Genomic DNA, 21,150 nt, shown 5'->3' with positions numbered 1-21,150 from the left:
CCGACGATTGATGGATAATCGAATCGTTTCCGCAACGAAGGAACACGCAAGGTGGCAGCGCGCGCGTATTGGCAGGGGCAGATCCGGCTGGCCCTCGTCTCGATCCCGGTCGAGATCTATTCCGCGACCAAGTCCGGCGCGGCGGTGTCGTTCAAGCAAATCCACGAGCCATCGGGCCAGCCAATCCACTATGACAAGGTCGTCACTGGCGTCGGCCCGGTCGACGCCGACGAGATCATGAAGGGGTATGAGGTCTCGAAGGGCGAATACGTGCTCCTGGAGCAGGACGAGATCGATGCGGTCAAGCTGGAGTCCAAGAAGACGCTGGAGCTGACGCAGTTCGTCGACGCGAGCGAGATCGACGTGCTCTATTACGAGAAGCCGTATTTCGTCGTGCCCGCCGATGATCTCGCGGAGGAGGCGTTCATCGTCTTGCGCGAGGCGCTGAAGCGGACGAAGAAAGTCGGGCTCGGCCAACTTGCGATGCGCGGTCGCGAATACGTCGTGAGCCTCAAGCCATGCGGGCGCGGCATGGTGCTGGAGACGCTGCGCTATGCCGACGAAGTCCACAAGGCGCAGGGGTATTTCCGCGAGATCCCCGACGACAAGCCGTCCGAGGAACTGCTCGAACTGGCCGAAGCGCTGATCGAGAAGCGCAGCGCGGACTTCCATCCGCAGGAGTTCCACGATCGCTATGTCGACGCGCTGAAGGACCTGATCGAGCGCAAGCGCAAATCGAACGGGAAGAAGATCATCGAGGACAAGGACACGGGTGGGAAGACCGGGTCGAACGTGGTCGACCTGATGGCGGCGTTGAAGAAGTCGATGGAGAAGAGTGGGGGTAGTGCGGAGAAGGCGCCGGCGAAGAAGGCCCCCGCCAAGCGCGCGCCGGCAGAAACCGCTGCCAAAACGCCGGCCAAGAAACGTGCGTAAGCTCCCCTCCCTGGAAGGGAGGGGTTGGGGGTGGGTCGCTCACCATAATAGCGCCTCCCCCGCCAAGCAGCCGACCCACCCCCGGCCCCTCCCGCTTGCGGGAGGGGAGTAGATGGTCGACGATCCCCTCGCGCTCTACAATTCCAAGCGAAACTTCACCAAGACCGCCGAACCCGCGGGCACACTAGCCCCCGGCAACGGCAACTCGTTCATGGTCCAGAAGCACGACGCGACTCGCCTCCACTGGGACTTCCGCCTCGAAATCGACGGCGTCCTGAAAAGCTGGGCGGTCACCCGCGGCCCCAGCCTCGACCCCAACGAAAAGCGCCTCGCCGTCCGCACCGAGGACCACCCGCTCAGCTACGCCACCTTCGAAGGCACGATCCCCGCCGGCGAATATGGCGGCGGCACGGTGATGCTGTGGGACCGCGGGACGTGGTCGCCGATCAAAGGCAAGTCGGCGAAGGATCTCGATAAGGGCCACCTCCACTTCGTCCTCGATGGCGAACGGATGAAGGGCGAATGGTTGCTGATCCGCCTGAAGCCCCGCGCGAAGGAGAAGCGCGAGAACTGGCTGCTCCGCAAAATCGACGACGCCGCGGCCGGCGGTACCGACACGCTGGTGGAAGAAGCACTGACGAGCGTCTCGACCGGCCGCACGATGGCGGAGATCGAGGAAGGCAAATCCTCCCCGGCACGGGGAGGGGGACCAGCGAAGCTGGTGGAGGGGGCGGCCCGCAAGAGTACCGCTACCCGTAAAGCCATCGCCAGCGCCAAGCCCCCCTCCACCACCGAAAAAGCTAACGGCGGTCCCCCTCCCCGTGCCGGGGAGGAATTTCAGGACCTGCAACTGTGCACCCTCGTCGATGCCGTCCCCACCGGCTCCGCATGGCTCTACGAGGTAAAATACGACGGCTATCGCGCGCTGATCTCCGTCGCCAACGGCAAGGCCAAGGTCTTCACCCGCACCGGTCTAGACTGGACCGACAAGTTCGCAGCGATCGCCGCAGCGGCCGCCAAACTCCCCGTAAAATCCGCGCTGATCGACGGCGAGATCGTCGCGTTCAAGGACGGCCACCCCGATTTCTCGACGCTGAAGGATGCAATTTCCGCCGGCGGCGACATGACGCTGTTCGCCTTCGACCTGCTCGCACTCGATGGTGAAGACCTCACCGGCCTGTCCAACCTCGACCGCAAGGCGCGCCTGCAACCGCTGATCCCCGAGGACGAGGACCGTCTCCGCTACTCCGACCACGTGATCGGCGCGGGCGAGCAACTATTCGAGACGATGTGCCGGGAGGGCCTCGAAGGCATCGTCTCGAAACGCGCCGACGCGCCCTATGCCGGCAGGCGGACCAAGGCGTGGCTCAAGGTCAAATGCACGCACCGCCAGGAATTCGTGATCGTCGGCTGGCTGCCCTCCGACAAGAAACGCGGGTTCAAGTCGCTGTTGCTCGGCGTTCGCGAGGGCAAGGGCTATCGGTATGCGGGTAAGGTCGGCACCGGGTTCGACCAGGCGTTGATGGACGAAATTCGCGACAAGCTCGACGCACTTGATCGCAAGACCCCGACGGTCGAGGCCCCCAAGGCGGCGGTCCGCGGCGCGAAATGGGTGACGCCCAAACTAGTCGCGGAGGTCGCGTTTGCCGAGGTCACCCCCGACGGCGTGCTCCGCCATTCGAGCTTCATCGGCCTGCGCGAGGACAAGGCGGCGAAGGACGTCGTCGCCGAGATGCCCGCCCCGCTACCCGATGTGGAGGAAACCGCGGCGCCCGTGACCAGCATAAAGGTCAGCAGCCGGGACCGCGTGCTCTTCGACAAGTCGGACGTCACGAAGGGCGATCTCGCCGACTATTACGTCGCGGTCTCGGGGATCATGCTGCCGGTCGCGGGCAACCGCCCGATCAGCCTCGTCCGCTGCCCGCAAGGTCGATCACGTGCGTGCTTCTTCCAGAAACACGATGCCGGAAGCTTCGGCGACGCTGTCCACAAGGTGCCGATCCGCGAGAAGGACGGCTTGACCGAGGACTATCTGTATGTCGACGACGCGGACGGCTTGGTTGCCTGTGTGCAGATGGGGACGATCGAGTTCCACGGCTGGGGCTCGTCGAACGCGACCTTGGAGAAGCCGGACCGGCTGATATTCGATCTCGACCCGGACGAGGGGCTCGACTTCGGCGATACGAAGAAGGCGGCGGAGCATCTCAAGAACCAGCTGGCCGAACTGGGGCTGGTCAGCTTCCTGATGCTGTCGGGCGGCAAGGGCGTGCATGTCGTCGTACCGCTGACTCCGGACGCGGAATGGCCGGCGGTGAAGGACTTCGCGGATCGGTTCGCGCGGGCGATGGCGGGGGCGGATCCCGAGCGCTTCGTCGCGACGATGGCCAAGGCCAAGCGCAAGGGGCGGATCTTCATCGACTGGCTCCGCAACCAGCGCGGCGCAACGGCGGTGATGCCGTATTCGGCGCGGGCTCGGGCTGGGGCGCCGGTGGCGGCGCCGGTATCGTGGACCGAGTTGCGGGATATCGAGACTGCGGCGCGATGGGGCGTGAAGGATGGGGCTGCGTTGATCGAGAGGGCCGGGTCGCGGGCGCTGGAAGGCTGGGGTGTCGCGGATCAGGTGTTGCCGGATTTTTGAGCTGCCCCCTCCACTAGCACCACCCCGGCGAAAGCCGGGGCCCAGTTGGTGAACGCTACCTTCGGAGGGCAGCGCTCTGTTACGACCACCTTTCCAACTGGGCCCCGGCCTTCGCCGGGGTGGTGGCATTGGCGGATGCCGGTACCCTACCCTGCTGTTCCCTCGCAAACGCGGGGGAACAAGAGTAAGGCATGGCCCCCGCGACAATTTATGTTGCACCGCCGCGTCGAAAGGTGAAACACCGCCGCCTGTATTCGGGGGCTTGAGGCATTGGACACGGCGACGCACACCGCGCCCCTTTTCGACGCGATGATCCATGCCGAGCGCTGGATCACCGATTATTGCGCGCGCAGCACCGGCGCCGACGTGCTCTGCGAAGATGCCAACCCGGCCTGGGCAGCGATGTTTGCCGAGCTGGCGATGGTCGCCTCGGACGACCTTGGCCACATCCGTGAACGCGTCCAGCGGCATGCGGTCGACATCGGCACCGGCTTCCGCATCGCCGACGAACCCGATGAGCGCCCCTGGCCCGTCTCGCCCGTCCCGCTGCTGATCGAAGCCGGCGAATGGGCGGGCATCGAGCGCGGCGTCATCCAGCGCGCGACGTTGATGGAAACGGTCATCGCCGACCTTTACGGCGAAGGAAAGCTGGTCGCGGACGGCCACATCCCCGCTGCGCTGGTCACCGGCAGCCCGTTCTTCCTGCGACCGATGGTCGGGCTCGACCCACCCGGTGGCCGTCATCTCGATTTCATCGCGATCGACCTCGGCCGCGGGCCGACCGGCGAATGGCGCGTGCTTGCCGATCACCTCCGCGCGCCCGCCGGCGCCGGCTATGCGCTGGAGAACCGCATCGCCGTCAGCCGGACGCTTGGGGGGTTGCAGGATCGGCTCAACGTCCAGCGCCACGCGCCGTTCTTCGCCGCCTTCCGCGCCGGGATCGCGGCGATGTGCAAGCGGACAGACCCGCGCATCGGACTGCTCACCCCCGGCCGGTTCAACCCGAGCTATCCCGAGCAGGCGCACCTCGCGCGCTATCTGGGGCTGCTGCTGGTCGAGGGCGCCGATCTCGCCGCGCTCGAGGACAAGGTGTATGTCCGCACGATTGGTGGGCTTAAGCGGATCGATGCGCTGTGGCGGCGGCTCGACCCGCGGCTGCTCGATCCGCTGGCATTCGACACGCATTCGCAGATCGGCGTGCCAGGGCTGATCGACGCGTACGCCGCCGGCAACGTCGTGCTGTCGAACGCGCCGGGGTCGGCGGTGCTGGAGGCGCCGGCATTCTCGGCGTTTCTGCCGCAGTTGGCGAAGTCGCTGCTCGGCGAAGACCTGCTGCTGCCCAACATCGCGACGTGGTGGTGCGGGCAGGACGGCGCGCGGGCGCAGGTCGAGGCGAATTTCGATCGCCTGCTGATCGGTCCGGCGTTCCATGCGCGCCCGCTCGGCATGACCGGCGGCCCGGTCACGGGCGCCGACATCACCGACGAAGACCGGACGCGACTGCTCGCCGACATGGCGAACAGGCCGCAGGATTACGTCGGGCAGGAAGTTGTCCAGCTCTCGACGATGCCGGTCGTGGTCGGCGATGCGCTCGTCCCCCGCCCGTTTACTCTGCGCGTCTTCGCAGCGCGTAACGGCGATGGCGAGTGGACCGTCCTCCCCGGCGGGTTCGCGCGGATCGGCGAGCACCCCGACGCGCGGGCGGCGGTGATGGGCGAAGGGATCTGGTCCGCCGACGTCTGCATCTATGGTGCCGAGCCGGTCGCGCCGGTGTCGCTGCTGACCGCCGCGGACTCGCTTCAGGTCCGCCGCAATCCGGGGACGTTGCCAAGCCGGGTGGCGGACAATTTCTACTGGCTCGGCCGCTATCTGGAGCGCGGCGAAGCGCTGCTCGGCGCGATCCGCGTGATGCTCGGCAATTCGATCGACGTCGACGGGGGGGCTGTCCTGTCTCCTACCACGGTCGGCAAGCTGGTCGGGCTGATCGTTGGGGCGGGCAGCGCGCCGCATCCTCCGTCGCTGCGCCGCGCCGACCTGACCGCGCTCGCCCGCACCGCGATGGAGGATGAGCGCTGGCAGTCGATCCTGACGCTCAACCGCCACGCGCGTGAGATCGGCGAAGGCTCGCGCGATCGGTTGTCGGCGGACATGGTGCGGCTGCTCGAAGCGCCCTTCCCGACGCATCGCGGAATGCTGGAGCGGGCGGGGTCGCTGCAACGGCGCTACGCAGCGATCGCGGGGCTGTCGGCGGAACATATGGGCCGGACGGCGGCGTGGCGCTTTCACGATCTCGGGCGGCGGATCGAGCGGGCGATGGCGATGGCGCGCGCGATCCGGTTGTTCGGGATGCCGGGTGCGTCACCGGACGATCTGTCGGTGCTGCTCGACCTTGCGGACAGCCAGATCAGTTATCGTCAGCGTTATCCCACGGGGATCGCGCGGGTGCCGGTGATGGATCTGGTGGCGCTCGATCCGGGCAATCCGCGCAGTCTCGCGTTTTCGGCGGAGCGGATCGCGGCGCGGTTGGCGGAATTGCCGGTGCTGAGCGACGACGAGATGGCGGAGCCGCAACAGGCGCAGGCGACCGGGTTGCAGGCGATCGTGATGACCGCGACGGCCGCGGAGTTGGATGCGGAGACGCTGGGAGATATCGAGCGGCGTCTCGGCGCGGTGTCGGATGCGCTGGCGCGGCGGTATTTCCTGCAGGGGGCCGAGCCGTTGCGGACTAGCGGGCTGACGTTGGCGTGAGGGGCGTGACGCTGCAAATCCTCCCCGGTACGGGGAGGGGGACCATGCAGCGCATGGTGGAGGGGGCTCTCCACCAGCGCACCGTTCGTGGTGCCCCCCCTCCACCACCAGCAAGCTGGCGGTCCCCCTCCCCGTGCCGGGGAGGATTTTCATGATTTACGATATCCGCCACGTCACGACGTTCGACTACGGCGCGAGCGTGAAGTTCGCGCGGTGCAATCTGCGGTTGAAGCCGATCGACTGGCCGGGGCAGCGTCTGGATAGCTATGCGCTGTCGGTACATCCGGCCGGGCGTACCAGCGCGGCGCGGGCGGAGGCGGGGCTGGCCAACGTGACGCGATTGGTCGTCGACAGCCCGGTTCGCCACCTGACGATCGAGAGCCGGTCGCGGATGACGGTGGATCGGCTCGTGCCCGTGCCCGATACGAGCGATCCGACGCTGGGCGAAATCGCGACGATGGCGCGGGCCAGCACCGATCTCTCCGCGGCGAGCCCGGCGAATTACATCTATCCTTCGCCACTGATCCCGCTCGACCAGGCGATCGCCGACTATTGCGCAGTGGATCTCGACTCTTCGCGGGGGGCACTGGAGGCCGGGATCGCGCTCGCGCGGCGGATTCAGGTTGAGTTCGAATTCGATGCGGACGCGACGTTGGTCGATACGCCGCCGCACGAAGCGTTCCTCCAGCGCAAGGGCGTGTGCCAGGATTTCGCGCAGATCATGATCACGGGGCTACGCGCGGCAGGGCTGCCGGCGGCGTATGCGTCGGGCTATATCCGCACGATCCCGCCCGAGGGCCAGCCGCGGCTGGTCGGGGCGGATGCGACGCATGCGTGGGTCCTGCTGTGGTGCGGGCCGGTGCGCGGCTGGGTCGGGGTTGATCCGACCAACGGGATCTGGATGGCGAGCGATCACATCGTGATGGCGGTCGGGCGGGATTATGCCGAGATCGCGCCGGTCGACGGGGTGGTGCTCGGATCGGGCGCGCAGAACATGGATGTCAGTGTCGATGTTGCGCCTTTGGATGAGACGGAGCCGCCAATCGCTAGGTAGCATGGACCACGTTCGTCACCCCCGCGGAGGCGGGGACCCGTAAAGGCAAACGGGGGTACTTATCTCGCAGGCCTGCCACAATGGGCTCCCGCCTGCGCGGGAATGACGGAACGCGCGTTACTTCTCGTCGTGCGGGTTCGGATACGAGCCGCCGCCACTCTCGCCGCCCTTGTCCTTGGCCGGCGCGTCGTTCACACCGTCCTTCTCCTTCGCACCGTCGTCGTTCTTCGGCACGCCCTGCATCGGTTGTTTGTCGGTCATGATCGTTCCTCTCGTGCAACCAAACACCCCGCGCGCAATTGCGTTGCGCGGGCGATCCCCCCACATAGACGCGCAAGGTATAATGGGGACGTAAGTGGCCGATCCGTACAAGACTCTGGGTGTAGCGCGCGACGCGACCGAAGCCGACATCAAGAAGGCGTACCGCAAGCTCGCGAAGGAGCTTCATCCCGATCGCAACAAAGACAACCCGAAGGCGTCGGAGCGGTTCAGCACGGTCACCAACGCGTACGACCTGCTGAACGACAAGGACAAACGCGCGCGGTTCGATCGCGGCGAGATCGATGGGGACGGCAACCCGGCGTCGCCGTTCGGCTTCGGCGGCGGCGGCGGCGGCGGGCGGCCGCAGCCCGGCGGCGGCTTCCGCAGCGAAGGCTATGAGAGCGGCGCCGGCGGGGCCGATATGAGCGACATCTTCGAAGGGCTGTTCGGCGGCGCGCAGCGAGGCGGCGGCGGCGGGTTCTCCGGCGGCTTCGGTCGGCGCCCGCAGCCCAAGGGCGAGAATGCCGCGTATCGCCTGCAGGTCCCGTTCGTCGAGGCGGCGACGCTGGAGCCGCAGCGCGTGACTCTCGCAGACGGCAAGACGCTCGACCTGAAGCTGCCCGCCGGCGTCGAGACCGGCACGCAGATGAAGCTTGCCGGCAAGGGCGAGCAGGGTCCGGGCGGCGCAGGCGATGCGATCCTGACGATCGAGGTCCAGCCGCACAAGTTCTTCACGCGCGACGGCGACGACGTCCGCCTCGACCTGCCGATCACGCTGGCCGAGGCTGTGCTGGGCGGGTCGGTCAAGGCGCCGACGGTCGACAAACCGGTGATGCTGACGATTCCCAAGGGCACGACCTCGGGCAAGACGCTGCGCCTCAAGGGCAAGGGTTTTCACAAGAAGGGCGGCACGCGAGGCGACCAGTTGGTCACCCTGATGATCGACATTCCCGCGAGCGATGCGGCGCTGACGGCGTTCGTCGAAAGCTGGGATGGTCGCGAAGCGGGGAACCCGCGGGGGGCCATGGGCGTCTGAACCCGTTGTGAATGACAATACCCTAACGCCCGAAGCGCGCGCGCATGATCATGGTGCGACGCGCGCCCGTCTCACTCGTGGCATGGCGAAGGTCAGGCCAGGCAGCTACGCGTTCGAAATCGTCAAGCGGGCGGCCGTCGGCGTGTTCAACGACGGCTTCATCCACGCGGGGAACCTCGCCTATCTTGCCTTGATGACGGTATTCCCGTTCTTCATCGTCGCCGCCGCGATCCTGTCGATCTTCGGCCAAAGCGTCGAGACGGTGCGCGCGGTCGAGTCGTTCCTCAACGTCCTGCCACCGAACGTCGGCGACCTGTTGCGCAAGCCGATCGCTGATGTGCTCGCCGCGCGGACCGGGTCGCTGTTGTGGCTTGGTGCGCTCGTAGGTCTGTGGACGGTCGGCAGCTTCGTCGAGACGATCCGCGACATCTTCCACCGCGCCTACGGGATCAAGGCGACCGCACCGTTCTGGAAATCGCGGCTCGGCTCGTCAGCTGTGATCATTCTGTCGGTGGTAATCGCGCTGCTGTCGTTCCTGGTGCAGGGCATCCTCACCGCAGCCGAGCAGTTCATCTATCGCCTCCTCCCCTTCGCGCAGGACGCCGCCGGCTGGGTTGGTCTCTCCCGTCTTATCCCCGGCCTGCTCATGTTCGGCGCGCTGTACCTGCTGTTCTATTCGGTGACGCCGTCGCGCTATCGCTATTCGAAATGCCGCAAATGGCCGGGTGCGCTGTTCACCACCGCATGGTGGGTCAGCGCGACGGCGTTGCTGCCGGTGATCCTGTCGCGGCTTGGTGGTTACGACCTGACCTATGGCAGTCTGGCGGGCGTTGTCATCATGCTGTTGTTTTTCTACGTCATCGGGCTCGGGCTGGTATTCGGTGCCCATCTCAACGCGGCACTGGCGGAACCACCTGAAACCACGCTAGAGCAGCCTGCTACGGATATGCAGGTATAGGCGGGGACGGCGTGAACGGTTTGATGGCGGGCAAGCGTGGGCTGATCATGGGCTTGGCGAACGACAAGTCGCTGGCCTGGGGGATTGCCAAAAAGCTGTCCGAAGCGGGTGCGGAGCTCGCGTTCAGCTACCAGGGCGAGACGATGGAGAAGCGCGTCCGCCCGCTCGCTGAGCAATTGGGCGTGGCGCGGCTGTTCGATTGCGACGTGTCGGACATGGGTGCGCTCGATGCGACCTTCGACAAGCTCGCCGAGGAATGGCCGACGATCGACTTCGTCGTCCACGCGATCGGCTTTTCGGACAAGAACGAGCTGCGCGGGCGGTTCGTCGACACCAGCCTCGACAATTTCCTGATGACGATGAACATCTCGGTGTATTCGTTCGTCGCAGTCGCGCAGCGCGCCGCCAAGATGATGACCGAGGGCGGCGCGATGCTGACGCTCAGCTATTACGGCGCGGAGAAGGTCATCCCGCATTACAACGTGATGGGCGTGGCGAAGGCCGCGCTGGAGACGAGCGTGCAGTATCTCGCGGTCGATCTTGGTCGCGACAATATCCGCGTGAATGCGATCTCGGCGGGCCCGATCAAGACGCTGGCAGCGAGCGGAATTGGCGATTTCCGGCTGATCCTGAAGTGGAACGAGCTGAACTCGCCGCTGAAGCGCAACGTGACGATCGACGACGTCGGCGGCGCGGGGCTGTACCTGCTGAGCGACCTGGCTTCGGGTGTGACGGGCGAGACGCACCACGTCGACGCCGGCTACAACGTGATCGGCATGAAGGCCGAAGACGCCCCCGATATCGCTTTGGTATAGAGTTCAGCGATGCCTGTGATCTTCTCCGATCGCGGATTTCGCTTCCATTTCTACTCCAGCGAAGGCGATCCGCGCGAGCCGATGCACGTCCACGTCGCAAAGCGCGGCGAGGGCGATGCGAAGTTTTGGCTTTATCCCGAAGTGGCGATGGCCGATAACCGTGGACTGGATGCACGCACCCTGCGATGGCTCACCGAGCAGATAAGCCTTCGCAGGCCAGAGATCGTGAGCGCATGGCATGAGCATTTCGGTACGCCCGACGAGCGTTGAATTCGATGAGGACCAGATGTGGGTCCGGCTCGACGATGGCCGCACACTGGGTGTTCCGCTCGCCTGGTATCCGCGATTGCTGCACGGCTCGCCCGCCGATCGCGGCAAGGTCTGGATCAGTCCGAGCGGTTTGCACTGGGACGAGCTCGACGAGGACATCTCGGTCCAGGGCCTGATCGCCGGCCGCGGCGACATGACACGCACGAACCGCAACGCCGCATGAGCTTCAATACGTTTGGACGGCTGTTCCGCTTCACTACCTGGGGCGAATCTCATGGCCCTGCGCTGGGGGCGATCGTCGACGGGTGCCCTCCCGGCATTCCGCTGACCGAAGCCGACATCCAGCCTTGGCTCGACAAGCGTCGCCCCGGCACGTCGCGCTTCACCACGCAGCGGCGCGAGCCGGATACGGTGCGCATTCTCTCGGGCGTGTTCGACGGGCGCACTACCGGCACGCCGATCAGCCTAATGATCGAGAATGTCGACCAGCGCTCGAAGGATTATTCGGACGTCGCCAAGGCCTATCGCCCCGGCCATGCCGACTATGCCTATGACGCGAAATACGGGTTTCGCGATTTCCGGGGTGGTGGGCGCTCTTCCGCGCGCGAAACTGCGGCACGCGTCGCCGCCGGGGCGGTCGCGCGGCTCGTCGTGCCGCAGGTCCGCGTCCGCGCATGGGTCGAGGCGATCGGCGGCGACGCGATCGATCCGGCAAATTTCGACGATGCGCAGATCGACCAGAACCCGTTCTTCTGCCCCGACGCCGAGGCAGCGCTCCGTTGGGAAGCGCTCGTCGACGCGGCACGTAAATCAGGCTCGTCGCTAGGTGCGGTGATCGCCTGCGAAGCGACCGGCGTGCCAGCAGGCTGGGGCGCGCCGCTTTATGCCAAGCTCGATTCCGAACTCGCCTCCGCCTGCATGAGCATCAATGCGGTCAAGGGTATCGAGATTGGCGACGGGTTTGCCGCCGCCGCACTGTCGGGTGAAGCCAACGCCGACCCGATGCGGCCGGGCGTCGATGGCCCGGAATTCCTCGCCAACCATGCTGGCGGGATCGCCGGCGGGATCGCGACCGGCCAGCCAATCCGGCTTCGCGTCGCGTTCAAACCGACCAGCTCGATCCTCACCCCGGTCGAGACGATCAGCCCGACCGGCGAGGCCGCGACGATCGCCACCAAGGGGCGTCACGACCCGTGCGTCGGCATCCGCGGCGTGCCCGTAGTCGAGGCGATGGTGGCGCTCGTCCTGGCCGACCAGGCATTGCTGCATCGAGGCCAGTGCGGCTGACATCGGAACATAAGCAGGGCTTAAGCGCTTGCTCTTCAATAACATAGGAGAGCGAAATGCGTATTCTGACTTCGATCGCAGCGGCAGCGTTGATCGTTCCGGGCGTGGCACTGGCACAGACGGGCACCGGCGGCTCGATGGGCGGCACCACGGGTGGCACAATGAGCGGCGGCACCATGGGCGGCTCGACTGCGGGCAGCACGACCGGCGGCATGTCGACCGGCACGATGGATCAGGCCAACCCCTCGACCAGCACCCGTTCGACCACGACGACCCGCACGCAGCGTGGCACCAAGGCTCGCAGCCGTACGCGGGGCACGACGTCGGGCACCATGAGCGGCACCGGCACGACGGGCAGCACGATGTCCGGCACGACCGGCAGCACGATGGGCGCCGACACGATGGGCGGTACGACCGGCACTACGGGTACCATGGGCGGCACCACCGGCACGATGGGTGGCACGACCACCGGTACGATGGGTTCGACCACGGGCGGCACGACCACCCCGCGCTGATCCCGCCGTCTTAGAGTAACTGAAAAGCCGGGCGAGCGATCGCGCGGCTTTTTCGTATCAGTCCGAGAATGGATCGCGGACGAGGATCGTGTCGGCACGCTGCGGGCTGGTCGACACCAACGTCACCGGGCAGCGGATCAACTCCTCGATCCGGCGGATATACTTGATCGCCTGCGCGGGCAGGTCGGCCCAGCTGCGCGCACCCGCAGTCGTCTCCTGCCAGCCTTCCATCGTCTCATAGATCGGCTCGACCAGCGCTTGGTCCGCCGCATGCGCCGGGAAATAATCGAGCGTCTCGCCGCGCAGCTTGTAGCCGGTGCAGATCGACACGGTTTCGAACCCATCGAGCACGTCGATCTTGGTCAGCGCGATCCCGGTGATACCACCGACCGCTGCCGCCTGGCGCACCAGCACCGCGTCGAACCAGCCGCAGCGGCGCTTACGCCCCGTGACGGTGCCGAACTCATGACCACGGACGCCCAGGCGCTCGCCGGTCTCGTTCTCGAGCTCGGTCGGGAAAGGCCCCGAACCAACGCGCGTCGTGTATGCCTTGGCGATGCCGAGCACGAAGCCGACCGCGGACGGCCCAAGACCCGAACCACCAGCCGCTGCGCCTGCGATGGTGTTGGAAGAAGTGACGAACGGATACGTGCCGTGATCGACGTCGAGCAACACGCCCTGCGCGCCCTCGAACAGGATACGCTTACCGGCCGAGCGGGCGGCGTTGAGATCGCGCCACACGGGCTTTGCGAACGGCAGGACGAAGCCAGCGATCTCGCGCAGTTCCGCGATCAGGCGCGCGCGATCGATCGGCGGCTCGCCGAAACCCGCGCGCAGTGCGTCATGATGCGCGGTGAGGCGATCAAGCTGTGGCCCGAGATCGTCGAGATGCGCAAGATCGCACACGCGGATCGCACGGCGACCGACCTTGTCCTCATACGCAGGTCCGATCCCGCGGCGGGTCGTGCCGATCTTCCCGGCGCCGCTGGCGTCCTCGCGCAGACCGTCGAGGTCGCGGTGGAACGGCAGGATCAGCGCGCAGGTGTCGGCGATCCGCAGCGTCTCCGGGGTCGCGACGACGCCCTGTGCGCCGAGCCGTGCGATCTCGTCCTTCAGCGCCCACGGATCGAGCACCACGCCGTTGCCGATGAACGACGGCGTGCCGCGCACGATGCCCGACGGCAGCAGCGACAACTTGTACACGTTGTCGCCGACGACCAGCGTGTGGCCGGCATTGTGGCCACCCTGGAACCGCACGACCATGTCGGCACGCTCGGCGAGCCAGTCGACGATCTTGCCCTTGCCTTCGTCGCCCCATTGCGCGCCGATGACTGCTACGTTGGCCAAACTCTATCTCCTGAGGATTACGCGCAGCGCCTACAGCGCGCGGGGCTCGCCCGCCACCCATAGATGCGTGCAGACTTGTGCTTCGGGGGTGTCGCCAGCGTCCAGTGCGGCGACCGTGACCCAGCCCTGCGCGCGCATTGCTGCACCTTCGCTGGCAGGGGTACCGAACGGGAGGAAGAGGCGGCGGCGGTCGACGGTGGCGACACGCTCGACCAAGGCGTTGGCGAACAGCGAGAAGCCGGTGGCAGCTTCCTCGGCGCCGTTCTCGTGGACGATGGTGTAGGTGCCACCGCGGCCGACTTCGCGTGCGCTACCGTCGGCGAAGAGCGAGAAGCCGAGCCAGGTCTGGTATTCGAAGCCGTGCCGCTCGGTCGGGTCGAGCGTCAGCGCAACGCGGCCGTCAATCGCTTCAACAATGCGCGCGAGACCGTCGAGACGCGAAGCCAGCGCACCGGTCGTGTCGAACGCACGGAGGCGGTCCATCGCTTGGTCGAACGGCCCGGCGGCCTCGATCAGCGGAAGATAGTCGGGGGCGAGCGCGGCGACGGCGCCGGCATCCTTCGCATCGAGGCGGTCACGCAGGGTCGCGATCTGCTCAGGTGCGACGGGGAGCGGGCCGGCGGCGAGCGTCGGCACGAGGTCGGGCAGCGTGAAGTCGATCGACGCACCGGTAACGTCGGCGGCCGCGATCATGTCGACTGCCACTGCGACGAGTTCCTGCGCGGCGGCGACTGAGTCGAGCCCGATGAGTTCGCAGCCGATCTGGCGCGTTTCGCGGGCAGGCGCGAGCTGCGACGCACGCAGTTTCAGCACGGAGCCGGCATAGCTCAGGCGAACTGGGCGCGGGTGATGGCCCATCCGCGTGGCCGCAATCCGCGCGACCTGTGCTGTAATGTCAGGCCGGATCGCGAGCGTGCGCTGCGACACCGGATCGACGAAGCGCACTGCGTCGTGCAACCCGCCAGCTTTCAGTCGCATCTCAAGCCCATCGGCGAATTCGGCGAGCGGCGGATCGACGCGCTCGTAACCGTGGAGACGCGCCGCTTCGAGCACGCGCGCTTCCAGTGCCGCGGCCGAGTCGGCGAACGGGGGGAGGCGATCTCGGAAACCTTCGGGGAGGAGTGCGGTCACTTCGCAGACTCCGCCGTGAGGGCTGCCGAAATAACCTGCCAGACCCCGTCCATCCCGGACATGATCTCGGCGTTGCTGAACCGTATCACGCGATATCCCTGTCTTTGGAGCCAATCCGTTCGGCTTGCGTCGCGCGCTTGGTCACTATGCGTATCGCCGTCAACCTCGATGACGAGTTTCGCGTCGCGTGCGCAGTAGTCGGCGATGTAGGGACCGATGACGAACTGGCGGGTGAATTTGGTGTTGGCGATCTGCCGGTTACGGAGATGGCGCCAGAGTTTCGCCTCTGCCGGGGTGGGCTCCCGCCGCATCCGCTTGGCGCGATCCAAGAGTAGGTCGTCGACCTTCACTGCTCCCTCTCCCCTCCGGGGAGAGGGCCGGGGTGAGGGGCGCCGCGAGCGATGCCCCTCCCAACTGCCCCTCACCCAACCCTCTCCCCGGAGGGGAGAGGGCTTAAGCAAGAAGCCTAGCAGGGTTAGAAGTTAAGGCCCATTGCGGTCTTCACGCCTGGCAGCGCGCGAACCTTGGTCAGCAGGTCTGGGGTCACGGCTTCATCGACCGACAGGAGCAGCACCGCCTCGCCACCCGCAGACCGGCGCCCGAGATGGAACGTCCCGATATTCACCCCCGCCTCGCCAAGCGCAGTCCCAAGACGGCCGATGAACCCCGGCGCATCCTCGTTGACGACGTACAACATAGGCCCCGCCAGATCGGCCTCGATCTTGATCCCGAGCAGCTCGACCAAGCGCGGCGCCGAATCACCGAACAGCGTCCCCGCAACAGACCGCTCGCCATCCTCGGTCTTCACCGAAACGCGCAGCAGCGTGTGGTAATCCGCCTCGCGCTCAGTACGCACTTCGCGAACCTCGAGACCACGCTCGCGTGCGAGCACCGGTGCGTTGACCATGTTGACGGTCGCGGTTTGCGTCTGAAGATACCCCGCCAGCACCGCGCTCACGATCGGCTTGGCGTTCAGATCCGCCGCCGCGCCCTCGGTATGCACCGAAATCCGCGACACCGCGCCCGTCGTCAGCTGCCCGACTAGCGACCCCAGCTTCTCCGCCAGCGCCATGTACGGCTTCAACTTCGGCGCTTCCTCGGCCGACAGCGACGGCATGTTCAGCGCGTTGGTAACGCCGCCCGACATCAGGAAATCGGCCATCTGCTCGGCGACCTGGATCGCGACGTTGACCTGCGCCTCGGTCGTCGACGCGCCGAGATGCGGCGTGCTGACGAAGTTCGGCGTGTTGAACAGCGGCGATGCCTTGGCGGGCTCCTCGACGAACACGTCGAGTGCGGCGCCGCCGACCTGCCCCGAATCGAGCGCCGCCTTTAGCGCGACCTCGTCGATCAGGCCACCGCGCGCGCAGTTGATGATCCGCACGCCCTTCTTGGTCTTGGCGAGCGCCTCGGCCGAGAGGATGTTGCGCGTCTGGTCGGTCAGCGGCGTGTGCAACGTGATGAAGTCGGCGCGCGCGAGCAGCTCGTCGAGCGTGACCTTCTCGACGCCGATCTCGATCGCGCGCTCGGGCGTCAGGAACGGATCGAACGCGACGACCCTCATCTTGAGGCCACGCGCACGGTCGGCGACGATCGAGCCGATATTGCCCGCACCGATCAGGCCGAGCGTCTTCGACGTCAGCTCGACGCCCATGAAGCGATTCTTCTCCCACTTGCCGGCCTGCGTCGAAGCGTCAGCTTCCGGGAGTTGCCGGGCGAGCGCGAACATCAGCGCGATCGCGTGCTCGGCGGTGGTGATCGAGTTGCCGAACGGCGTGTTCATCACGACCACGCCCTTCGCCGACGCGGCGGGGATGTCGACATTGTCGACGCCGATGCCCGCGCGGCCGACGACCTTCAGGTTGGTCGCGTGCTCGAGGATTTCCTTGGTCACCTTGGTCGAGCTGCGGATCGCGAGCCCGTCATATTCGCCGATGATCGCGATCAATTCGGCAGGCGTCTTGCCGGTGATCTCGTCGACCTCGACCCCGCGCTCGCGGAAGATCTGGGCGGCGCGGGGATCCATTTTGTCGGAGATAAGGACTTTTGGCATGGGAATTCCTTCTTCTCCCTCTCCCCTCCGGGGAGAGGGTCGGGGTGAGGGGTGGTACGGGGAGGTGGCGTGCGTGGCAGCCCCTCACCCCAGCCCTCTCCCCTGAGGGGAGAGGGAGCGAGAATATTAAGCCGCCTTGGCGGTCGCGTAGGCCCAGTCGAGCCAGGGGCCCAGCGCTTCGATATCGGCGGTTTCGACGGTCGCGCCGCACCAGATCCGCAAGCCCGGCGGCGCGTCGCGGTAACCCGCCACGTCATAGGCCGCGCCAGCCTTTTCGAGCGCCGAGGCCATCGCCTTGATCAGCGCTTCGTCTGCACCCTCGACCGTGAGGCACACGCTGGTCTTCGACCGCGTTGCCGGATCGACCGCCAGATGGCCGAGCCAATCGCGCTCCGCGACGATCTTGTCCAAAGCCGCCGCATTCGCATCCGACCGCTTGATCAGCCCGTCTTCGCCAAGCGACTTTGCCCATTCGAGGCTGAAGATCGCGTCTTCGACGGCCAGCATCGACGGCGTGTTGATCGTCTCGCCCTTGAACACGCCCTCGGTGAGCTTGCCCTTCGAGACGAGGCGGAACACCTTCGGCAAAGGCCATGCCGGCGTGTAGCTCTCCAGCCGCTCGACCGCGCGCGGCCCGAGGATCAGCACGCCGTGCGCGCCCTCGCCGCCGAGCACCTTCTGCCACGAGAAGGTCGCCACATCGATCTTCGTCCAGTCGATGTCGTAGGCGAACACTCCGGAGGTCGCATCGGCGAACGAGAGACCCTCGCGATCGTCCGGAATCCAGTCCGCGTTCGGCACGCGCACGCCGCTGGTGGTGCCGTTCCAGGTGAACAGCACGTCGTTCGACCAGTCGACTGCGCCCAGATCGGGCAGCTGGCCGTAATCGGCGCGCACCACCGTGGGATCGATCTTGAGCTGCTTCACGGCATCGGTGACCCAGCCCTCGCCGAAGCTTTCCCACGCCAGCGCGGTGACCGGCTTGGCGCCCAGCATCGTCCACATCGCCATCTCGTACGCGCCGGTGTCAGATCCGGGGACGATGCCGATGCGGTGCGTGTTCGGGAGCTTGAGCAGCTCGCGCATCAGGTCGATGCTGTACTGGAGGCGAGTCTTGCCGATCTTCGAGCGATGCGAGCGACCGAGCGAATCGGTGGCGAGCTTGTCCGCGGACCAACCCGGAGGTTTCGCGCAGGGACCGGAGCTGAAAAAGGGACGCGCCGGCTTCGTAGCGGGCAGTGCAGGCGCATTTGTAGCGGGTGCGTAGGTCGTATCAGTCATGTATCTCTCCTCACAGAGAGCACGCGCGGCGTTGGGACCGCGTGGCCCGTCGCCGGCCCTAGCGGCGTTCGCAGGGGTGTCAACCGCGTTCCATTGCAAGCACGCGGCGGCGGGACTCGCCCCACCGTGCGCCAAACTCGCTCCGTCACCCCGGGCTTGTTCCGGGGCCCACCGTGCCGCACGGCCGTCGGCATGGGGGACAAGACGATAGACGGATGCCGGAACAAGCCCGGCATGACGAAGTGGTTGGGAGTCGTTTTCCTAGCCCTCACGCTTGCCGCCTGTGGACGCGCCGATCGCCCCACGGCGCCGACCAAGACCCGCCCAAACCTCTCCGTCCCAAGCAACCGCGAAACCGCGCAGTGCCTTGCCGACCTGCGTGAGCTGCACGTCTCGTTCCAGGTCCTCCCCGACCGCGAGACCGGGCCCGGTTGCGGCCTCGCCGGCACCGTGAAGCTCGTCGATATCGGCGTCCCCGTCGCCAACCTCACCGCAGTCCGCTGCGGCGCGGCGCGCGCGTTCATCGGCTGGACGCGCAACGCGGTCGCGCCCGCCGCGTACCAGATGCTCGGCAGCGAACTCGCGCGGATCGACAGCATGGGGAGTTACGCCTGCCGCAACGTCGTCGGCTCCGCGCGCAACACCAGCCGCCGCTCGGGCCACGCGATCGCCAACGCGATCGACGTCGGCGGGTTCGTGCTGAAGGATGGGCGGCGAATCACGGTGCTCAACGACTGGAACTCGTCCGACCCGCAGGTCCGCCAATTCCTCCAGACGATCCGCGCGTCGGCGTGCAAGCGGTTCGGCACGGTCCTCAGCCCGGACTACAACGCCGCGCACCGCAACCACCTCCATCTCGAAGACGACCGCGCCAATTTCTGCCGCTAGCGCACCGCTCTAGCCCTCCCCTCGCGTTTCCTCTAATCGCGCCTGAATGACCGATACACGAGTACCATCGCGCGTTTTTCCGAACGCCAGCCAGGATGCCGAGTCCGCTCGCGACTCCGTTTCCACACCCCAGACGCAGCACCCGCATTACCGGCTCGCCTTCCAGGACATGGATTTCCTGTTGCGCGAAGACCTGCGGCCGGTGCGGTTCCAGCTCGAACTGCTGAAGACCGAACTCGTCCTCGACGAGGCGAAGATCGGATCGACCTTCGTGTTCTACGGCTCCGCACGCATTCCCGAGCCGTCGAAGGCGCAGGCTCTGCTCAAGCTCGCCACCGACGAGAAGTCGAAGAAGATCGCCGAGCGGCTGGTCGAGAAATCGAAATATTACGACGTCGCGCGTGAGCTGGCGGCGAAGGTCAGCGTGCTGCCGCGCGACGAGCGGGGCTGGCGGCAGTTCGTGGTGTGTTCGGGCGGCGGTCCGTCGATCATGGAAGCTGCGAACCGCGGGGCGGACGACGTCGGCGCCGAGTCGATCGGGCTGAACATCGTCCTGCCGCACGAGCAGGCGCCGAACCCGTACGTCACGCCGTCGCTGTCGGTGCAGTTCCACTATTTCGCGCTGCGAAAGATGCACTTCCTGCTCCACGCCCGCGCGCTCGCGGCGTTTCCGGGCGGGTTCGGGACGTTCGACGAACTGTTCGAGCTGCTGACGCTGATCCAGACGGGCAAGATCCAGCCGATCCCCGTGCTGCTGTTCGGGCGCCAGTTCTGGGAGCGGGTCGTGAACTTCGACGCGCTGGTCGAGGAAGGCGTCGTCAGCGAGAAGGACCTGGGGATCTTCCGCTACGTCGAGACCGCGGACGAGGCCTGGGACGCGGTGCAGTCGTTCTACCGCGAGCGTGCGGAGAAGGAAGCCGCCGAGGGGTGAACCTCCCCGGGGGGAAGTACTCTTCTTCTCCCTCTCCCCCTTCCGGGGAGAGGGCTGGGGTGAGGGGCTGTTCCAGGCGCCGCACTGCTTGGCAGCCCCTCACCCCAACCCTCTCCCCGCAGGGGAGAGGGAGAAGTGATTACTTCTCCGAGCGAGCGCCCTTGCGAGCAGCCTCAGGATCCACCGACGGCGCACCCGACGCGGGCGTTCCGGTATTTGCGATGTCCGCAGTCGGCGCACCTTCTGTCGCAGCCGCTTCCGCCGCATTCGCCGCCGCCGGCTGATCCTTCGCCGCAGCATCCTTGCCAGCCGCCGGAGCAGCGCCAGCCGCAGGTGCCGCCGGCAACGGCAGGTTCGAGCCCTGCTGGTTCAGATACAGGATCACGTTCGCCCGGTCCTGCGCATTACCGAGCCCGGCGAACGTCATCTTCGTCCCCGGCGCGAACTTGCGCGGCGAGGTCAGCCACGCGTTCAGCTTGTCGAAGTCCCACTTGCCGCCGATACCGGCCAGCGCCGACGAGAAGGCGAAGCCGTTCTTGCCCTTGGCGATTTCCTCGCCGACCGTGCCGTACAGGTTCGGGCCGACGCCGTTCGCGCCGCCCTGGTTGATGGTGTGGCAGGCGGCGCATTTCTTGAACACTTCGGCGCCCTTCGCGGCGTCGGCGGTCGGTAGCAGCGAGGCGATCGGCACTTCGGCGGCGGCACCCTCGCCGCCCTCGGCGACGACGCCCTCGATCGCATAGCCCATCTTCTCGGGGCGCTCGCCGTGGAACATCATCCCGCCGACGATCGACAACCCGAGCGCCGCACCACAGCCTGCGAGCACCCAGCCGGCGATCGTATTGGTCCGATTGTCCATCTTGTGCATCCGCCCTGTTCTGTTTGGGATAGCCATAGAAAACGCGGGCGCGCACCGCAAGCCGCGCTTGAAGGGCGGGTGTATGGCGGACGGCGGCGCTTTACGCCGCTTGAACAGGCAGGCAGCGCGCTTTAGGCGCTCGGCG

Annotated in this window: 20 protein-coding genes; 13 read left to right on the top strand and 7 right to left on the bottom strand. The window is 66.5% G+C overall.

The features are described from left to right. Positions 1-51 precede the first annotated feature (51 nt). The 4 genes from ku (at position 52) to C8J25_RS01245 (ending at position 7,373) form a co-directional block, all read left to right on the top strand. Entirely contained in the window at positions 52-933 is an 882-nt protein-coding gene (gene ku, locus C8J25_RS01260) for a non-homologous end joining protein Ku (RefSeq protein WP_107951930.1), read from the top strand. 112 nt (positions 934-1,045) lie between these two features. Beyond that, the gene (ligD, locus tag C8J25_RS01255; RefSeq protein ID WP_107951929.1) at positions 1,046-3,571 is read left to right on the top strand and encodes a DNA ligase D; all 2,526 of its coding nucleotides are present in this window, start codon (positions 1,046-1,048) and stop codon (positions 3,569-3,571) included. A gap of 309 nt (positions 3,572-3,880) precedes the next feature. Further along, complete coding sequence (locus C8J25_RS01250) at positions 3,881-6,319, top strand: circularly permuted type 2 ATP-grasp protein (protein ID WP_107952555.1); 2,439 nt, start codon at positions 3,881-3,883, stop codon at positions 6,317-6,319. A 151-nt stretch (positions 6,320-6,470) separates the two neighbouring features. Then, positions 6,471-7,373 (top strand): transglutaminase family protein, encoded by a 903-nt coding sequence (locus C8J25_RS01245; RefSeq protein ID WP_107951928.1) that lies wholly within the window; start codon positions 6,471-6,473, stop codon positions 7,371-7,373. Between the two features lie 117 nt (positions 7,374-7,490). On the opposite strand, the gene C8J25_RS20580 is transcribed toward C8J25_RS01245, so the two are convergent. Further along, positions 7,491-7,634, bottom strand: coding sequence for a hypothetical protein (locus C8J25_RS20580; RefSeq protein WP_167397634.1), 144 nt, complete (start codon positions 7,632-7,634; stop codon positions 7,491-7,493). Between the two features lie 94 nt (positions 7,635-7,728). On the opposite strand from C8J25_RS20580, the gene C8J25_RS01240 reads away from it, so the two are divergent. The 7 genes from C8J25_RS01240 (at position 7,729) to C8J25_RS01210 (ending at position 12,515) form a co-directional block, all read left to right on the top strand. Beyond that, complete coding sequence (locus tag C8J25_RS01240; RefSeq protein ID WP_107951927.1) at positions 7,729-8,670, top strand: DnaJ C-terminal domain-containing protein; 942 nt, start codon at positions 7,729-7,731, stop codon at positions 8,668-8,670. An 82-nt stretch (positions 8,671-8,752) separates the two neighbouring features. Further along, positions 8,753-9,628: a YihY/virulence factor BrkB family protein gene (locus tag C8J25_RS01235; RefSeq protein WP_247599659.1), complete on the top strand. Its 876-nt coding sequence runs from the start codon at positions 8,753-8,755 to the stop codon at positions 9,626-9,628. Positions 9,629-9,651: 23 nt separating this feature from the next. Further along, the gene (fabI, locus tag C8J25_RS01230; RefSeq protein WP_056054995.1) at positions 9,652-10,443 is read left to right on the top strand and encodes an enoyl-ACP reductase FabI; all 792 of its coding nucleotides are present in this window, start codon (positions 9,652-9,654) and stop codon (positions 10,441-10,443) included. A 9-nt stretch (positions 10,444-10,452) separates the two neighbouring features. Further along, positions 10,453-10,713 carry a DUF4160 domain-containing protein gene (locus tag C8J25_RS01225; RefSeq protein WP_107951924.1) on the top strand — a complete coding sequence of 87 codons (261 nt, stop codon included), beginning with the start codon at positions 10,453-10,455 and terminating at the stop codon, positions 10,711-10,713. Then, positions 10,682-10,936 carry a DUF2442 domain-containing protein gene (locus C8J25_RS01220; protein ID WP_208622480.1) on the top strand — a complete coding sequence of 85 codons (255 nt, stop codon included), beginning with the start codon at positions 10,682-10,684 and terminating at the stop codon, positions 10,934-10,936. Before C8J25_RS01225 ends, C8J25_RS01220 begins: the two co-directional genes overlap by 32 nt. Beyond that, complete coding sequence (gene aroC, locus C8J25_RS01215; RefSeq protein WP_107951923.1) at positions 10,933-12,000, top strand: chorismate synthase; 1,068 nt, start codon at positions 10,933-10,935, stop codon at positions 11,998-12,000. The genes C8J25_RS01220 and aroC overlap by 4 nt, the downstream gene beginning before the upstream one ends. A gap of 56 nt (positions 12,001-12,056) precedes the next feature. After that, the gene (locus C8J25_RS01210) at positions 12,057-12,515 is read left to right on the top strand and encodes a hypothetical protein (RefSeq protein WP_107951922.1); all 459 of its coding nucleotides are present in this window, start codon (positions 12,057-12,059) and stop codon (positions 12,513-12,515) included. 57 nt (positions 12,516-12,572) lie between these two features. Here the strand turns inward: C8J25_RS01210 and C8J25_RS01205 are convergent, their stop codons facing one another. From C8J25_RS01205 to C8J25_RS01185, 5 genes are all read right to left on the bottom strand, one after another. After that, positions 12,573-13,862, bottom strand: a complete 1,290-nt coding sequence (locus C8J25_RS01205) for an adenylosuccinate synthase (RefSeq protein WP_056061123.1) — start codon at positions 13,860-13,862, stop codon at positions 12,573-12,575. 30 nt (positions 13,863-13,892) lie between these two features. After that, the gene (locus C8J25_RS01200) at positions 13,893-14,993 is read right to left on the bottom strand and encodes an ATP phosphoribosyltransferase regulatory subunit (RefSeq protein WP_107951921.1); all 1,101 of its coding nucleotides are present in this window, start codon (positions 14,991-14,993) and stop codon (positions 13,893-13,895) included. Then, positions 14,990-15,343: an endonuclease domain-containing protein gene (locus C8J25_RS01195; protein ID WP_244186646.1), complete on the bottom strand. Its 354-nt coding sequence runs from the start codon at positions 15,341-15,343 to the stop codon at positions 14,990-14,992. Before C8J25_RS01195 ends, C8J25_RS01200 begins: the two co-directional genes overlap by 4 nt. Positions 15,344-15,468: 125 nt before the next feature. After that, on the bottom strand, positions 15,469-17,046 hold the full coding sequence (gene serA / locus C8J25_RS01190) for a phosphoglycerate dehydrogenase (protein ID WP_107951920.1): 1,578 nt from the start codon (positions 17,044-17,046) through the stop codon (positions 15,469-15,471). A 126-nt stretch (positions 17,047-17,172) separates the two neighbouring features. Next, complete coding sequence (locus C8J25_RS01185; RefSeq protein WP_107951919.1) at positions 17,173-18,327, bottom strand: phosphoserine transaminase; 1,155 nt, start codon at positions 18,325-18,327, stop codon at positions 17,173-17,175. A gap of 234 nt (positions 18,328-18,561) precedes the next feature. Here C8J25_RS01185 and C8J25_RS01180 point away from each other — a divergent pair, with 234 nt between their 5' ends. After that, positions 18,562-19,215 carry an extensin family protein gene (locus C8J25_RS01180; protein WP_107952548.1) on the top strand — a complete coding sequence of 218 codons (654 nt, stop codon included), beginning with the start codon at positions 18,562-18,564 and terminating at the stop codon, positions 19,213-19,215. Between the two features lie 46 nt (positions 19,216-19,261). Next, positions 19,262-20,146: an LOG family protein gene (locus tag C8J25_RS01175; protein WP_056484830.1), complete on the top strand. Its 885-nt coding sequence runs from the start codon at positions 19,262-19,264 to the stop codon at positions 20,144-20,146. Between the two features lie 139 nt (positions 20,147-20,285). Here the strand turns inward: C8J25_RS01175 and C8J25_RS01170 are convergent, their stop codons facing one another. Continuing rightward, complete coding sequence (locus tag C8J25_RS01170) at positions 20,286-21,005, bottom strand: c-type cytochrome (protein ID WP_107952546.1); 720 nt, start codon at positions 21,003-21,005, stop codon at positions 20,286-20,288. Positions 21,006-21,150 lie beyond the last annotated feature (145 nt).

This window comes from Sphingomonas faeni (assembly GCF_003053745.1).
In the GTDB taxonomy this organism is placed as follows: Bacteria; Pseudomonadota; Alphaproteobacteria; order Sphingomonadales; family Sphingomonadaceae; genus Sphingomonas; species Sphingomonas faeni.
This window is presented reverse-complemented; position numbering and strand designations above follow the sequence as displayed.

Coding starts and splice junctions, on each gene's coding strand:
- C8J25_RS01185 (WP_107951919.1), bottom strand. CDS start 18,327: ATGACTGATACGACCTACGCACCCGCTACAAATGCGCCTGCACTGCCC.
- fabI (WP_056054995.1), top strand. CDS start 9,652: ATGGCGGGCAAGCGTGGGCTGATCATGGGCTTGGCGAACGACAAGTCG.
- aroC (WP_107951923.1), top strand. CDS start 10,933: ATGAGCTTCAATACGTTTGGACGGCTGTTCCGCTTCACTACCTGGGGC.
- C8J25_RS01180 (WP_107952548.1), top strand. CDS start 18,562: ATGACGAAGTGGTTGGGAGTCGTTTTCCTAGCCCTCACGCTTGCCGCC.
- C8J25_RS01170 (WP_107952546.1), bottom strand. CDS start 21,005: ATGGACAATCGGACCAATACGATCGCCGGCTGGGTGCTCGCAGGCTGT.
- C8J25_RS01245 (WP_107951928.1), top strand. CDS start 6,471: ATGATTTACGATATCCGCCACGTCACGACGTTCGACTACGGCGCGAGC.
- C8J25_RS01225 (WP_107951924.1), top strand. CDS start 10,453: ATGCCTGTGATCTTCTCCGATCGCGGATTTCGCTTCCATTTCTACTCC.
- C8J25_RS01220 (WP_208622480.1), top strand. CDS start 10,682: ATGAGCATTTCGGTACGCCCGACGAGCGTTGAATTCGATGAGGACCAG.
- C8J25_RS01250 (WP_107952555.1), top strand. CDS start 3,881: ATGATCCATGCCGAGCGCTGGATCACCGATTATTGCGCGCGCAGCACC.
- C8J25_RS20580 (WP_167397634.1), bottom strand. CDS start 7,634: ATGACCGACAAACAACCGATGCAGGGCGTGCCGAAGAACGACGACGGT.
- C8J25_RS01210 (WP_107951922.1), top strand. CDS start 12,057: ATGCGTATTCTGACTTCGATCGCAGCGGCAGCGTTGATCGTTCCGGGC.
- C8J25_RS01235 (WP_247599659.1), top strand. CDS start 8,753: ATGGCGAAGGTCAGGCCAGGCAGCTACGCGTTCGAAATCGTCAAGCGG.
- C8J25_RS01175 (WP_056484830.1), top strand. CDS start 19,262: ATGACCGATACACGAGTACCATCGCGCGTTTTTCCGAACGCCAGCCAG.
- serA (WP_107951920.1), bottom strand. CDS start 17,046: ATGCCAAAAGTCCTTATCTCCGACAAAATGGATCCCCGCGCCGCCCAG.
- ligD (WP_107951929.1), top strand. CDS start 1,046: ATGGTCGACGATCCCCTCGCGCTCTACAATTCCAAGCGAAACTTCACC.